Annotated in this window: 10 protein-coding genes and 1 pseudogene; 7 read left to right on the forward strand and 4 right to left on the reverse strand. The window is 53.4% G+C overall.

Annotated elements, in window-relative coordinates; all coding sequences use genetic code 11:
* The first annotated feature begins 35 nt into the window (after window positions 1–35).
* Window positions 36–1,340, forward strand: a complete 1,305-nt coding sequence (locus ACIPR4_RS10350) for a glycosyltransferase (RefSeq protein WP_013568614.1) — start codon at window positions 36–38, stop codon at window positions 1,338–1,340.
* Between the two features lie 170 nt (window positions 1,341–1,510).
* On the forward strand, window positions 1,511–3,763 hold the full coding sequence (locus tag ACIPR4_RS10355) for a Tex family protein (RefSeq protein ID WP_013568615.1): 2,253 nt from the start codon (window positions 1,511–1,513) through the stop codon (window positions 3,761–3,763).
* An 88-nt stretch (window positions 3,764–3,851) separates the two neighbouring features.
* Here the strand turns inward: ACIPR4_RS10355 and ACIPR4_RS22485 are convergent, their stop codons facing one another.
* The gene (locus ACIPR4_RS22485) at window positions 3,852–4,094 is read right to left on the reverse strand and encodes a hypothetical protein (protein ID WP_013568616.1); all 243 of its coding nucleotides are present in this window, start codon (window positions 4,092–4,094) and stop codon (window positions 3,852–3,854) included.
* Between the two features lie 767 nt (window positions 4,095–4,861).
* Between ACIPR4_RS22485 and ACIPR4_RS10360 the strand changes: the two genes are divergently transcribed.
* The 5 genes from ACIPR4_RS10360 to ACIPR4_RS10385 all read left to right on the forward strand — a co-directional run bounded on the left by ACIPR4_RS10360 (window position 4,862) and on the right by ACIPR4_RS10385 (window position 12,599).
* Complete coding sequence (locus ACIPR4_RS10360) at window positions 4,862–5,428, forward strand: sigma-70 family RNA polymerase sigma factor (protein WP_013568617.1); 567 nt, start codon at window positions 4,862–4,864, stop codon at window positions 5,426–5,428.
* Window positions 5,425–6,510, forward strand: coding sequence for a zf-HC2 domain-containing protein (locus ACIPR4_RS10365; protein WP_013568618.1), 1,086 nt, complete (start codon window positions 5,425–5,427; stop codon window positions 6,508–6,510). Before ACIPR4_RS10360 ends, ACIPR4_RS10365 begins: the two co-directional genes overlap by 4 nt.
* Window positions 6,511–6,784: 274 nt before the next feature.
* Complete coding sequence (locus ACIPR4_RS21610) at window positions 6,785–10,054, forward strand: PAS domain S-box protein (protein WP_013568619.1); 3,270 nt, start codon at window positions 6,785–6,787, stop codon at window positions 10,052–10,054.
* Window positions 10,051–10,515 (forward strand): response regulator, encoded by a 465-nt coding sequence (locus ACIPR4_RS10380; RefSeq protein WP_013568620.1) that lies wholly within the window; start codon window positions 10,051–10,053, stop codon window positions 10,513–10,515. Before ACIPR4_RS21610 ends, ACIPR4_RS10380 begins: the two co-directional genes overlap by 4 nt.
* Window positions 10,512–12,599, forward strand: a complete 2,088-nt coding sequence (locus tag ACIPR4_RS10385) for a putative bifunctional diguanylate cyclase/phosphodiesterase (protein WP_013568621.1) — start codon at window positions 10,512–10,514, stop codon at window positions 12,597–12,599. The genes ACIPR4_RS10380 and ACIPR4_RS10385 overlap by 4 nt, the downstream gene beginning before the upstream one ends.
* A gap of 33 nt (window positions 12,600–12,632) precedes the next feature.
* On the opposite strand, the gene ACIPR4_RS10390 is transcribed toward ACIPR4_RS10385, so the two are convergent.
* The 3 genes and pseudogenes from ACIPR4_RS10390 to ACIPR4_RS22120 form a co-directional block, all read right to left on the reverse strand.
* Window positions 12,633–12,836 (reverse strand): hypothetical protein, encoded by a 204-nt coding sequence (locus tag ACIPR4_RS10390; protein WP_013568622.1) that lies wholly within the window; start codon window positions 12,834–12,836, stop codon window positions 12,633–12,635.
* A gap of 213 nt (window positions 12,837–13,049) precedes the next feature.
* Window positions 13,050–15,158, reverse strand: coding sequence for a putative bifunctional diguanylate cyclase/phosphodiesterase (locus ACIPR4_RS10395; RefSeq protein ID WP_013568623.1), 2,109 nt, complete (start codon window positions 15,156–15,158; stop codon window positions 13,050–13,052).
* 211 nt (window positions 15,159–15,369) lie between these two features.
* Window positions 15,370–15,519: pseudogene (locus ACIPR4_RS22120) on the reverse strand (MOFRL family protein); the annotation flags it as partial.
* Between the last annotated feature and the right edge of the window lie 9 nt (window positions 15,520–15,528).

Genomic DNA, 15,528 nt, shown 5'->3' on the forward strand with positions numbered 1-15,528 from the left:
GCGCAGACTCGCGTGGGCAAGGAGAGATCAGGAACATGAAAATTGGCTTTGTAAGTATGCCCTTATCGGGGCATTTGAATCCGATGACAGCGCTCGCACGCAAGCTGAAATCCCGTGGGCACGAAATAGTGTTTATTGGAGTTCCGGATGCAGAAGCCACCGTTCAAGCGGCGGGACTAACTTTCGTACCCTTTTGCGAGAAAGAATTCCCCTTAGGATCCGTTCCCGAAGCTTATGCTCCTGTAGCGAAGATGAGCGGTTTCGAAATCGTGGAATACCACTTCGATGCGCCGGGGCCTCGCCTCGTTGAGGCCGCGTTCGATCATCTGCCAGACAAACTCCGTGAGACGGGCGTAGAAGCACTGGTTCTTGACGCAATCCACCACTACCTCGAACTCGTCCCCATGAGTATGGGCATCCCGTACGTACACATCTGGAATGTTCTCCATCTGGATTTCACTGGATCGACCCCGATCTGTCTTTTCGGCTTGCCCTACGGTAAGACTCCAGAAGCCTTAGCTAAAAACTTCGAGGTCTTGCAACAAGCTGGTGCGTTACTCGCTCCGATCGCGGCCATAGCGATGCGCTATGCGGAAAAGGCAGGACTGGAGATTGACTGGGCCAACCCTACCGGCACTTTCTCTAAGCTGGCTATCATCACACAGACTCCGAAGGAGTTTGACTTCCCGGATCTGGACGTACCTCCCCAGTTTCACTACGCTGGTCCGTTTCACAGCGATGGAGGTCGAGAGCCTGCACCTTTCCCCTGGGAGAAGCTCACTGGAAAGCCTCTGATTTATGCATCGCTTGGGACGCTTGTGAACGGTCTCATTCCGGTATACAAAACCATCCTTGCTGCAGTGGCGAAAGTTCCAGAGGCGCAGGTCGTGCTTTCGGTGGGCAAGAACGTCAACACTAATGAATTAGGACCAATTCCGTCTAACGTCATCGTTGTTGCCAGGGCTCCTCAAATTGAACTGTTGAAGCAAGCAGCATTGTGCATCACGCATGCAGGAGCTAACACTGCGCTCGAAGCGCTGGCGCAAGGTGTGCCGATGGTGGCGATTCCGATAGGGTTCGATCAACCTGGCGTGGCAGCCAGAATTGCGTATCACGGAGTAGGTGAGTTCGTGGAGGTAGAAGATCTGACCGTAGATCGCCTACTCGGGCTTATAGAAAAAGTACTTACGAATCAGAGCTATCGCGAACGTGCACTCCAATTCAAGAAGATCGTCGAGAAGACAAACGGATTGGAGATCGCAGCAGACATCATTGAACGCGCATTTCAAACGAACCAGAAGATCGATTTTGCAAGCAAAGACGCTGTACTCCAGGTCTGATCTGATTTCCTTAAACCGGTATAGGATCGTGGAAGACGCGATTTTGTACCGGTTTTTCTTTATGCAGCCCGATTCTCTTCCGCTGAGATTTGGCTTTCGCACTGCCGGATCTTCCCTATCAAACATGCGTACAGTTTTCCTCGTTCTCAGTCGGTAGGATAGAGACGGATATGGCTGACGTAAAACCGATCGACCCGCAGATTCTTCTTCACATTGCACAAGCGCTAAACCTTCCTTTGCCCAGCGTGCGCTCCGTCGTTGCACTCCTTGACGAAGGTTCCACTGTTCCCTTCATCGCTCGCTATCGCAAGGAAGCCACAGGCAATCTCGACGAAGTGCAGATCCGTGATACTGGGGAAAGGCTCTCCTATTTCCGAGAGCTTCTCGCGCGGCGCGATACGATCCTCACCTCGATTGCAGAGCAGGGCAAACTCACGGACGAGTTGAAGGCGCGCATTCTAGCGACGCTGGACCGCAGCGAACTCGAAGATCTTTACCTTCCGTACCGTCCGAAGCGCCGCACGAAGGCTACGATCGCTCGCGAGAAGGGGCTGGAACCTTTGGCCGTGTATCTCTGGGCGCAGGAACCGGCCGCGCTCGGCCTTGTAGAACTGGCGCAGTCCCTGGTCGATCCGGAGAAAGAAGTTGCAACCATTGAGGATGCGTTGGAAGGCGCACGTCACATCGTGGCCGAAATGATCAGCGAAGACGCTGAAATTCGCAAGGCCGCGCGCCATCTGATGTTTGAAGAAGGCATGATCGTCAGTCACAAGAGCTTCGACGCGAAGGACGAGCAGGAAAAATTCAAGATGTACTACGAGTATCGCGAGCCTGTGAAGACGATTCCTTCGCATCGCATGCTTGCGGTGCGCCGTGGCGAAGGAGAAAATGTCCTCTACTGGCTGATTGAATTGGAAGAGCCACGCATCCTTGGGCTACTCCGTTCCCACGTCCTCCGGACTACGGGAGACTGGACGCCGCATCTGAATCTAGCCATTGACGACTGCTGGAAGAGACTACTTAACTCATCCATCCAGGGAGAACTTCGGCTGGAGTTGAAGCGCCGCTCGGACACCGACGCGATCCAGGTCTTCCGCGAAAACCTGCAGCACCTTCTTCTAGCAGCACCTGCTGGACCGATCAGCGTACTGGGGATTGATCCCGGCCTACGTACCGGCTGCAAAATCGCCATCGTGGACGAGACGGGCAAGTTTCTGGCCCACGATGTGATCTATCCGCATACCGGTCGAACCAACGAGGCCACGCAGAAGCTCGACGCCGTGATGAAAAGCCATAACGTCCGTGCCATTGCCATCGGCAACGGCACTGCCTCGCGTGAGACCGACGCGTTCGTGCGTGATTTTCTGCTGGAGAAGAAGCTCGAGAATGTCTTCCGCGTTACCGTATCGGAGTCGGGCGCCAGCATCTACTCCGCCTCAGATATAGCACGCCAGGAGTTTCCTGACCTGGACCTCACCGTGCGCGGCGCAATCTCCATCGCGCGGCGCCTGCAGGACCCACTCTCGGAGCTCGTAAAGGTAGATCCCAAGTCCATCGGTGTCGGCCAATATCAACATGACGTCGACCAGCGCCAACTTCAGCAATCTCTAGAAACTGTGATTGAGAGTTGCGTTAATCGCGTCGGTGTTGATCTGAACACGGCCTCGTGGACGCTATTGCGTTATGTCGCCGGCATTAGTGAACGCATCGCACTCAATATCGTCAGCTTCCGGGATACGAACGGACGCTTCCGGTCTCGCAATCAGTTGCATGAGGTATCGGGCATCGGGCCAAAGACCTTTGAGCAGGCTGCCGGGTTCCTGCGTATCCGTGACGGCGAGCAACCGCTCGACAGCACGGCGGTGCATCCGGAGTCTTACGCGCTGGTGGAAGAGATTGCCCAGTCCATCGGAACCCCTGTCTCTGAGCTCATCCTCAATCCTCACCTGCTTGGTAAGGTGAATAAGAACGAGTTCAAGGCTGGCTCGTTCACGCTGAACGATATTCTGGAAGAACTACGCAAACCGGGCCGCGATCCTCGCGATCAGTTTGTCGCTCCTTCGTTCAGTGAGACCGTTCGAGATATTGCAGACGTGCAACCGGGAATGGTGCTCGAAGGCGTTGTGACCAATGTGACGAAGTTCGGCGCCTTTATCGATGTTGGCGTTCACCAGGACGGACTCGTACATATTTCGGAGATCTCAAATCGCTTTATCAAAGACCCCAGCGAAGTCCTCAAGGCTGGACAGATTGTCAAAGCCAAGGTGCTCTCAGCGGACTCCAAAACGAAGCGCATTTCTCTTTCGATTAAGGCGCTTCGGGAGCCTGCCGGGCGGAAGTCCCAACCTTCTGCTCAGCCAAAAGCGCCAGCGTCGATCGAAGACAAGCTGCTTGCGCTCTCCACAAAATGGCGGGTCGGCTAACAGGATCAGATCCCGGTATTGAACGAACCAGAGTCGATCCCTCTGAGGAAGAAGGCGCGAAGCTCTGGAGGCTATCCGATCGCGTGCATTACCACGTTGCCAATACGTACAGTGTAAGCGCTCCAAGCTTATAGGCCACCGCCCGCAGCAGCAGGCTCAGAGGCTTTTGATAAGCTGGGCGCCCTTTGGTGGGAAGACCGTCTGGCACAACACGTGCAGAAGTAGTAGCCAAAACGGGTGGGCTGTACGGGATATCTGTTGGCGGTGGCGACTGGGCCTTGCGCTGCACCAGCGCACTGACCATTTCATAACCCATATAAAAATATGGCATATTTTTTCCTGTATTCCAGTGGGCTCTGCAGCTCATACAGGCTGCGCGGGTTTCTGCCTGTCAAAACACGAAAAGAATGACTTTATTCCCGAGAATATGACGCATCCGCGACAGAGGCCGAAGTCTGCCCGGATCGCCCATCCAGTGCAATCTCAACTTCGGAATTCTTGCGCTAAAAATTATTTAAATAATTTTGGAATAAACACCTCGCCTTTGTGTCTTGTACAGGTAGAAGAAGTTACGGGGCGAGCTGTGTAGCTGCAGTCTGCCTTGGACGCTTTCTTTACCGAGGGAGAACAATGGCCAATGAGAGTACACAGCGCAAACCGAGCCGCTTACAGGCGTGTGTGCAGATGACCTATGGTGTCCTGTATGGAATCAGGAACGGACAAGAATCCCAAGGGGATCTCACCGATAGGAAAGTCTGTGAATCATGGGAAAGTTTCTCTTCGGCTACGGCATTCTGCCGGATCTGATTTGACGAAGCTTTCCACTTTCAATCTCCGCTCAGCCAAGAAGTTTTCGTGTGCCACCCCTTGTGCCACGAAGATCACACGGTACAGATCAAAATGGGTGAGAACCACTTCACTCAAGGACAGAACCAACTAGACGCTTCTCGGATGAAGACGTCATTTTATTGAATACAGCGTGGCTTTTTAGCGCGCGAGTTCAGAAGTACACCACCGCTTACGGCACTGGTTTTACCAGTGAAACAATCTCAGGATGTTAGCTTCCTTCTGCAATCAAGTTCCATAGGAAATGGGAAAATGGCTCCACGGCAATGCGCGGCGGCACAAACAGAGTGTGTAGGGATTGAATATATCGACGGGCTATTCAGCTATGCGATGATGCTGACCCGTAATCGTGCTGAGGCCGAAGATCTGGTGCAGGAAACCTATCTTCGTGCGATGCAGGCGATTGACCGACTGCGCGACAATAGCAACCTGAAAAGCTGGCTCTTCACTATCTTGAGGAATGTCTGGCTCAATCAGCTTCGAAAGCGGAGGGTTGCTCCTCCACTCGTTGAGATGGACGGAGATCGTGATCTCATCGAGGAGGTGCCCGGTAAATCGAAAGATTCCTATGCAATTCTTGCGGAAAATGAGGAGGCCGAGCGGGTTCGTTCGGCCATCCATCTCCTGCCTACGGACTTCAAGGAAATCATCCTACTTCGCGAGTTTGAGGAGCTGTCATATCAAGAGATTGCTAAAGTCTTAGGATGTCCTGCAGGTACAGTAATGTCGCGCCTGGGAAGAGCGCGCGGTAAACTCCGAATTTTACTGTCCAATCCACCTGCTAAGGGGTCGCATTCCCCAGAGAGAAGCACCACATGATTGACTGCATTGGGTTCGATACTACGATTCAGCTCTTGCTGGATGGAGAACTGACGGGTGAGGAGCTCGAACGAGCATGCGCGCATCTGGTGACCTGCGAAGCCTGCGCTGAAAAACTGGCGGAAGAAGAAAAGTTCTCAAAATTACTTCGGAGTAGTTACGTCCCGCAAACCGCGTCCTCCATGTTGCATGATCGGGTTTTGCAAGTCATACAAACAGCATCTTCCGTTGCTCCGGACGATCTCGCGAAAAACCCTGTGACTTCAGGCCCGATATCTCTCGTGCGCCGGCGTCCATTTTCGATTGCGCAGTCACGTGGGCAACTTCTGCTGGTTGCGGCCGCCATTCTGATCTGTTTCATTCTGCTTCCCTTCGTACAAAACCGGGTGCGTGCCAATAGCTTCATTGACTTGGCCATCTCCGAGGACCGCAGCCTATCCGCTCATCTCATACCTCTCGACGTGCAATCGAACTCTCCGAATGAGGTGACCAACTGGTTTGCGAGCAGAGTAGACTTTCCATTTCGATTACCAAATGCCGGCATGGCCTCCGATGAGGATGCGAAATATACTCTAGCTGGTGGACGCCTTGTCAGCTTCAAGGGTGAGAATGCTGCTCTGATCGACTTCCACCTGGCGGACGAGCGGATTAGCTTGTTGATTGCCTCTGACAAGTTAGCAAGGGCCGAGGGAGGCAGCGTAACTATGTCAGACGGCGTTGCGCTCCATCGAAGACAGAGGAAAGAGCACAACATCGTAACCTGGGATAACAAGGGCCTCACGTATGCCATGGTCATTCCCGCGAAGGCTTCACGCGATGGTAAGTGTGCGGCATGTCATCAAAACTCCCGGCCATCTGCTCAAGCGCAGATTCATCCACCGCAGCAAACCGAGCCAGATTTCCTTCAGCCTGCTTCCAGCCCAACCAATCTTCACTCCGCACCTCTATACCGTTTCGGAGTGCGGGAGCTACGGCCAGCGGCCTGCAGAAACTCAGCCAATTTGTGCAACTCCTATACGATCTCTCCGCCTCGACTCCTCTCTGTTGCTCTTCAGAACATGGCACTATTTAGAAAAAGGTGACCAGGCATTCGGAATTTCGCGCTGAGCCGCTTTTTGAGAACTCGCAGAAGGATGATTCTGTAACAAAGAGTCAAGAGAGTAACCCAATTGTGGGATCACAGACAGCGCTGTGCCCTCTGGATGAGTGATAGTCTTCTTGACAGTCCCCGATTGCGCAAAGCATCGCTTGATGGTTAAACCTTAGGCCGCATTTTTTGGCCTATGTCGGTATAGCCAAACAATTGAGGGGCAACCTATGATCGCTGATTCTTGCGCATAGTGAGAATGAGGCATCATGAAGACTCCACCGGCGATTAATCGGAAGGGTCACCTTGCTTTCGCTTCCGCGATCCTCACGCTTCTCATCGTCGGGGCAATCTCCTACCGAGCCACAGTCCTATCGAGCTTTAGTGACGACTGGGTACGTCACACCGGTGCAGTACTCGAAAAACTTCAGGAACTCACAGTTGCGATTGAGACGGGCGAATCATCCTATCGCGGTTATCTCCTCACTGCAGACCCTTTTTATCTCAAAGCGTACCAAGACACGCTGACCAAAACCAAATCGCTCGAAGACTCTCTTCGCAGTCTGACCATAGACAATGTAGACCAACAACAGCGACTCAGTGTCGTTGAAACGCTTGCATCAAGGCGGATTCGACAACGCGAAACGACCATTGAACTCCGTCGGTCCAGCGGTTTTGCAGCCGCCCTGGCAACGTTTCAAATAAGTGTAGAGGACCCCTTTCCTGGACAATTCCAAACGGCGCTTCAGGATTTAAAGGAACAGGAACTGCACCTGCTTGAAGTGCGACAGGATCAATCCAAGACTCGGTTACACCAAGCAAAGACAGTACTCGCTCTGGGAACCTTGTTTACCTTCTTGCTCGCCTGCGCAGCATGGTGGAGTAAACGTACAGATCATTCCAGGCAAGAATTAGTCACGGAAGAACTTGAAGTGAGTGAAGAGCGATATCGGCTCCTTCTCGAAGGAATTAAAGACTATGCAATCTTTGCTCTGGACCCGCTAGGGAAAATCATCAGTTGGAACGCCGGAGCGGAACGAATCAGCGCCTATAAAGCAGATGAGGTCGTCGGGGAAAACTTCTCCCTGTTCTTTCCTACGAACGATGTCGCTGATGGCAGACTAGAAGAACTTCTTCGCGTTACGGCCCTCCACGGCAGACGCGAAGAAGAAGGCATCTGCGTGCGGAAGGACGGCTCGCGATTCCTTGCGAGTGTTGCCCTCACAGCGCTCAAAGACTCGGAAGGAACTTTAAGCGGATACTCTGTGATCAGTCGCGATCTCACTGAGAGCAAGGAATCCGAGGCCAGATATCGCGGTCTGCTGGAAGCGGCCCCAGACGCCATGGTGGTCGTAAATCGGAGCGGAAACATTGTGCTCCTCAACATCCAGGCGGAAAAGAAGTTTGGCTATCACCGCGACGAACTTGTAGGACAGCCAGTAAAGAACATCATCCCGCAGGGTTTTGCGGAAAGATTAATTGCGGATGAGACGCGCACCGCTACCGAAGCTCTCGCCCAACAGATCGGGACTGGAATTGAACTCATCGCTTTACGAAAAGATGGCAGTGAGTTTCCTATCGAACTGATGCTCAGCCCGCTCGAAAGCGCTGAAGACATTCTTGTCACTGCCGCAATTCGCGACATCAGTGTTCGCAAAGCCGCCGAAGTACATCTGGCTCAAATGGAGAGCCGCTACCGAGGTCTCCTGGAAGCCGCACCGGATGCCATGGTCGTAGTCAACCAGGAAGGTGCCATCGTCCTTCTCAATGTCCAAGCCGAGAAGCAGTTTGGCTATCGACGTGACGAATTGGTAGGGCAAGCTGTAACCAACATCATCCCCGAGGGATTTGCCGAACGCATCATTGCAGATGGAACGCGCTCTGCAGCAGAGGCCTTGGCCCAACAGATCGGTACGGGAATCGAACTTATCGCATGCCGCAAGGATGGTAGCCAGTTCCCTATCGAGATCATGCTTAGCCCGCTGGAAAGCCAGGAAGGCATCCTGGTTACTGCTGCCATTCGCGATATCAGCGTTCGCAATGCCGCAGAGCTCCATCTGGCCCAGATGGAAGGTCGTTATCGAGGCCTTCTAGAGGCAGCACCCGACGCCATGGTGGTCGTCAATCAAGAGGGGGCGATCGTCCTTCTGAATGTCCAGGCTGAAAAACAATTTGGCTATCGTCGGGACGAACTGGTGGGCCAGGCTGTGACCAACATCATCCCGGAGGGATTCGCCGAGCGCATCATCGCTGACGGAACACGCTCTGCGGCTGAAGCTCTCGCGCAGCAGATCGGAACAGGCATAGAACTTATTGCAAGTCGGAAGGACGGCAGTCAGTTTCCGATCGAGATTATGCTGAGTCCTCTGGAAAGCCAGGAAGGCATCCTGGTTACTGCTGCCATTCGCGATATCAGCGTTCGCAACGCCGCAGAGCTTCACCTCGCCCAGATGGAGAGCCGCTATCGAGGTCTTCTGGAAGCCGCACCAGACGCCATGGTGGTGGTAAATCAGGAGGGCGCCATCGTCCTTCTCAACGTTCAGGCGGAGAAGCAGTTTGGATACCTGCGCGACGAGCTTCTCGGACAGAAGATGACCAACATCATCCCGGAGGGATTCGCCGAGCGCATCATCGCCGACGGCACACGTTCCGCGGACGATGCCCTGGCGCAGAAGATTGGAACCGGGATTGAACTGATCGCACGCCGCAAGGACGGCAGCGAGTTCCCTATCGAGATCATGCTCAGCCCGTTGATTAGCCCGGAAGGCACCCTTGTTACGACGGCGATTCGCGACATTAGTGTTCGCAAGGATGCAGAAGCGCATCTTCTGCATAAGGTGGAACAGCTCAACCGGTCCAACGAAGAACTCGGCCACTTTGCCTACATCGCTTCACACGATCTGCAAGAGCCTTTGCGCATGGTCGCAAGTTACACGCAGCTGCTTGCACGCAGGTACAAAGGCAGACTTGATTCCGATGCAGACGAGTTCATCGCTTTCGCCGTGGATGGCGCAAGCCGGATGCAGCGACTTATCAAGGACCTGCTCACCTTCTCTCGCGTGGAGACGATGGGAAAACAACCGCTTGTCATTTCAAGCGAGGAGGCGCTCAACCAATCTCTCAGAAACCTCAGGGGGGCCATCGAAGGAAGCGGAGCTGTCATAACTTATGGCCCACTACCTACGGTACTCGCCGATGAGACCCAACTTATCCAACTCTTTCAGAACTTGGTTGCGAACGGAATTAAGTACCATACCACCGGCATCCCGCGCGTGCATATCTCTGCCCATCTGGACGTTGCAAAAAAATGGGAGTTCTCGGTCAAAGACAATGGCATGGGAATAGATTCACAGTACTTTGAAAAGATATTCGGTATGTTTCAGCGCCTGCACAAACGCGAGGAGTTTGACGGGACAGGAATAGGACTCGCTATCTGCAAGAAGATTGTCGAACGACATGGCGGAGTACTCTCCGTGCAATCAGAGCTTCAACATGGTTCAACTTTCAGTTTCAGCTTGCAGGGAGGAAAAGCAGCTTGATAGAGATTTCAAAAGAGAACCGTAAACAGCTTCAAGTCCTCCTGGTCGAGGACAGTCTTGGTGATGTTCGCCTTACACGCGAAGCGTTCCGTGAAGTGAATGACACGATCCCGCTGCATGTTGTGTCCGACGGTGTGGAAGCAATGTCGTTTCTCGAACGCACGGGAGAACATGAGAACGCGCCACTTCCCGACCTGATTTTGCTCGACCTGAATCTCCCTAGAATGGACGGTCGTGAAGTCCTCGGCAACATCAAGAAGAACGATAAGTTCAAGATGATCCCCGTACTCATCCTTACGACCTCTGAAGCTGAGGTCGATATCAATAACAGCTATCGGCTGCACGCGAACTGTTATTTGATTAAGCCCGTTCAATTTGAAGAGTTTGAGCTGCTGGTGAAGAGCGTCAATGATTTCTGGCTCACGAAGGTAAAGCTTCCTAAGCTTGAGTCTCCCAAGTGAATAAAAAGCCCATTAAAGCGCTACTCGTGGTGGAAGACAATGCGGGAGATGCTCGCCTGCTGCTCGAGATGCTAAACGAAGGCCCACATACCATTGACGTCACTGTCGTTAGCAGTCTGAGAGATGCGGAACTTCATCTTGTACTACACACTTACGATATCGCTTTGCTGGACCTCGGCCTGCCGGATGGCAATGGAATGGAAGTGGTGCGGCGAGCCCGGTCCGCCGCACCCAGCCTTCCCTTGGTCGTACTCACAGGGTTGGATGACGAGGCGATGGCCGCGCAGACTTTAAAAGAAGGTGCGCAGGACTATCTCATCAAAGGAGAGATCGAAGGGCGTGGCCTACTCCGTGCCTTACGCTATGCAGTCGAACGCAAAGCAATGGAAGAATCCCTCTTTACCGAAAAAGAGCGAGCGCAAGTGACGCTTAATTGCATTGCGGACGGCGTTGTGTGTACAGATAGCTCTGGCAACATCACGTTTCTCAATGTCGTTGCAGAGCGCATGACCGGATGGTCTTTGGAAGAAGCGTCTGGAAGACCTATGTCCGAGGTATACCGGATCTTCGACGCCACGACGGGGATCGCGACGAATCTGGCAAATCCTCTTGCCTTTGGAAACGATGGTATTTATGACAAACCGAATAGCGCGCTGCAGCGACGCGACGGAATCATGACGCCGATCGAAAACTCGATCTCTCCCATCCTGGATCGCCTCGGATGTACAACGGGCGCGGTGATGGTGTCACGCGACGTAAGTGCAGCCCGGCGCATGGCCATAGAGATGATTCATTCTGCCGAACACGACTTTCTCACGGGCCTTCCCAACCGGATGCTACTCCATGACCGCGTCAGTCAAGCGATTGCCTTGGCGATTCGGCAACAGCATAAGGTAGCTCTGCTCTTCATCGATGTAGATGGCTTCAAACATATCAATGACTCGCTCGGACATCCGGCGGGGGACAAGCTACTCCAGTCTCTCGCTCACCGCCTTGTTGGCTGTGTACGCTCTTCGGACACAGTGAGTCGCCAGGGAGGCGATGAGTTCGTGGTCCTGCTCTCCTCTGTTCGACTCGCCGAGGATACCGCAGTGGCGGCGAAGAAATTGCTGGCCGCGATCGCAGATCCTCACCTGGTTGACCGGCGTGATCTGCATGTCACGGCGAGCATTGGCGTGAGCGTTTATCCGGATGACGGCACGGACGCGGAGACGCTGATCAAGAATGCCGACACAGCCATGTATCAGGCAAAGGCCCATGGGCGACAGGGATATCAGTTCTTTAAAGCGGTGATGAATGTAAAGGCCGTTGAGCGTCAATCCACAGAAGAAAGCCTCCGGAGTGCACTCAAGCGACAGGAGTTCCACGTACATTATCAGCCGAGGGTGGATCTTCGCACCGGCCAAATCATCGGCGCGGAAGCTCTCTTGCGCTGGTCCCATCCGGAACGGGGGAATATTCCGCCTGACCAATTCATTCCCATTGCTGAAGATTGCGGTCTGATTTTACCCATTGGCGAATGGATCCTTCGCGAGGCCTGCGCACAGACGCAGAAGTGGCTTCAGGAAGGCCTGCCCCCTATTACGATTGCCGTAAACATCTCAGGTGTTCAGTTTGGAAATGAGGATTTTCTCGCTGACGTCTTCGCCATCCTGGAAGAAACGGGACTAGATCCGAGGCATCTCGAACTGGAACTGACGGAAAGCGTACTGATGAAACACGCTGAATCTACGGAAGTCATTCTCAAGACACTACGCTCGAAGGGTATCCAGGTCTCGGTCGATGATTTCGGTACTGGTTATTCCAGCCTGAGTTACCTAAGCAAGTTTTCGCTCGATGCGCTCAAGATCGACCAATCCTTCGTGCGCCGTATCATCAGTTCGCCGGAAGACACAGCCATTGTGACGGCCATCATCAGCATGGGACGAAGCCTCAGCCTTCAGGTGGTCGCGGAAGGCGTCGAAACGCTGGAAGAACTGGCGTTCCTGCAGGCACATCAATGCGATGAAGCGCAGGGATATTTCTTCGGCAGACCTTCGCCCCCCAAGAATTTGCAGATCTGCTTGCAGTTCCACGCTGAGTAAAGTGACTCAAACCAAGCTGCAAAGCCGTCTGGTCTAAACGGCCTTGCGTTGGAAGGTGGACTTCTTTGTGCTGGCGAAGTTGTCTTTCGCCTTGAAGGATGCCACCGATACTCCGGGAAGCGGCTTTGCTCCACTGTTGACTCGTGCGGCCTTTTCGCGAGCTGCCTGCAACTTCTGCGCAGCCCGACCCAGCCCGCCTACCTTTACTGCACCTGCTTTAGGAATCAAATCGCTCATATAGAAATCCTCTCACGCTCCGTGGATTCAGAAGCAGATTTTTGTGACGCGGTGACCGTTGCTTTACTCGATGACGTCTAAAGCACCCCTCGGAGAACCATTTTATCTCTTTCCATTCAATGACGTTTAGCTGATCCAACAGCAAATTCCTGGGCGCTACGGAGTGACTAGACTACAAAAGAACAACTTCGCTGCCAGAAGCAGCTACGTACCTTAAACAACATTCTGGATGCCGATTTGCAGCAAACGCTCAAACTCATGCGCAACCAGCGGGTGGCTGAAGAGGTAGCCCTGTCCTTCGTCGCAACGTTGACCCTGCAGGTAAACTTTTTGTTCGATCGTTTCGATTCCCTCTGCCACGACAATGTAGTTAAGGTTCCTTCCGATACCGATGATCGCGCTGATGAGGATCCCATCGCGGGCTCCGCCGCCAATCTGATTGACGAAAGACTGATCGATCTTCAAGATGTCGATCGGAAACTGGCGCAGGTAACTGAGGCTTGAATAACCGGCGCCGAAGTCATCGATCGCGAGCTGTACTCCCATCTGCCTCAATTCACGAAGTACGGAGGCCGTTGAGTCCGCGTCTTTCATCAGTACACCCTCCGTCAGTTCAAGTTGAAGACAACCAGGTTCCAACCCGGTCTCTCGCAGGATGTTCTTAACACCTTCAACGAAATGCCTGTCCTGAAACTCGACCGCCGAAACATTGACAGCGATTTTGATGGATGGGAGACCCCGCGTCTGCCACAAACTCGCTTGTCGGCAGGCTTCCCGCATCACCCAGCGACCTATTCGAACGATCAGTCCACTGCTCTCTGCTGCGGTCACAAAGTACGCAGGGAGTAGAAGTCCTAGCATAGGATCCTGCCAACGGATCAAAGCCTCAGCCCCTGTAATCTGCCCGAGAGCAAGACTCACTTTAGGCTGATAATACAAACAGAACTCGTTCTGTTCCAGGGCGCGACGTAACCCCACCTCTAGAGATTGCCGTTCGGTGGCCTTCAATCCCATCTCCGGCTTGAAGAATCGGATGGCGTTACGCCCGGTTTCCTTGGCTTCGTACATCGCAATATCTGCGTTGTTCAATACGGTTTCAGCATCATCTCCATGATCGGGATAGAGGCTGATGCCAAAGCTCCCGCTGATCTGGATGCAGTGCTCATCAATGTTGTAGGGCGCACCGATACTCAGCAGAAGCTTTTTGGCACTGGATGCTGCATCTGCGGCATTTTCGATCTCCGGGAGCAGAATGACGAACTCATCTCCTCCCTGGCGGCTCACCGTATCGGAGTTGCGCAGACCCGCAAGTAGCCTGTCTGCGACTGCTTGAAGAAGCTTGTCCCCAATGGCATGTCCCAGTGAATCATTGACGGCTTTGAAGTAATCCAGGTCCAGAAACATTACGGCGAACGGTCTGTGCTTGCGGTGAGAGATAGAAATTGCCTGAGAAATTCGATCGCTCAGAAGTATACGGTTGGGAAGCTTTGTAAGTGGATCGTGGTTTGCAGAGGAAGCCATCAGGATCGCTGTAGCACGCGCCTCGCTCATATCGTGAAACACGATGACCGCCCCGATCACGGTGCCTACCGAGTCGTGAATGGGTGCAGCGGTGTCATCGATGACGCGTTCGGTACCGTCTCGATGGAGGAGCACGCAACCCGAAGGCAAACCCACCGCACGATTCAGATCAATTGCCCTTTGCAGAGGGTCCGGCGCGATCTCCCGAGTCACGCTATCCAGGATGCGAAAGACCTCGGAAAGTGGTTGCCCTAGCGCTTCCAACCGCGTCCAGCCCGTCATCTTCTCCGCGGCACCATTAAGATAGGTGACGCGGCCTAAGAGATCCGAAGAAAGAACCGCGTCTCCGATTGAATCCAGCGTGACCAGAGCACGATTTTTTTCTACGGAGAGCAGGTCAACAGCACTGCTTTCGATCGCGCGGTGGAGGGCCCGCGACAGAGAGTAATTGTCTAAATGCCTGGGCAATAGGTAGTCCTGCGCCCCATAGCGGACGGCTTCTTTCGCGACGGCTTCCTGGTCTTCACCGACGAGGACCAGCACCGGTGTCTGGGCCCAGGCCGGATTCACTCTGCGCAATGCCTCCAGACCTTTGTTATCGGTCAGAGAAAAGTCCAGCAAGATGGCATCGTATTTATTCTGCTGCAGGCGTCGAACCCCATCACGGAGTCGACTTACACTTTCGACATTGAAGGAAATTTGGTCGGAGATACTGAGAGCCGAGCGGATCTGCTTCGAGATCTGCTTATTGCTTTCGATAAGCAAAATGTGAAGCTTGGCTTCTTCGCGTACAACAACCATGGATTGCTCCGGGAGTACCAAAGAGTTCATCCGAATCTTAGACTTGCGTAGATTACGCTTTATGCCCGGAACAGAACACATTAATCCGCGTGATAAATAAGGATGTACGTTCTCACTCTTAATGCGATAGCACATCGCGCCAATTTACGTCACGGTGTCGACATTCAAGGTAATCGCCTAAGAGGTCGTCTCTGAAGAGAACTCTCATATCTCAGTTATTTCCTGTGGGCTCATCCACGATCGCTCCCGCTGCCAGGCTGTTGCCGTCCACACCGTCAGAACCCGCCGATAAAACGGAGATGTTCTCCGAGGCTTCAATCCGGGTGGCGCTATACAAGGCGAAATGCGTGTTCCTCTCACCTAGACCACG

The organism is Terriglobus saanensis SP1PR4 (assembly GCF_000179915.2).
In the GTDB taxonomy this organism is placed as follows: domain Bacteria; phylum Acidobacteriota; class Terriglobia; order Terriglobales; family Acidobacteriaceae; genus Terriglobus; species Terriglobus saanensis.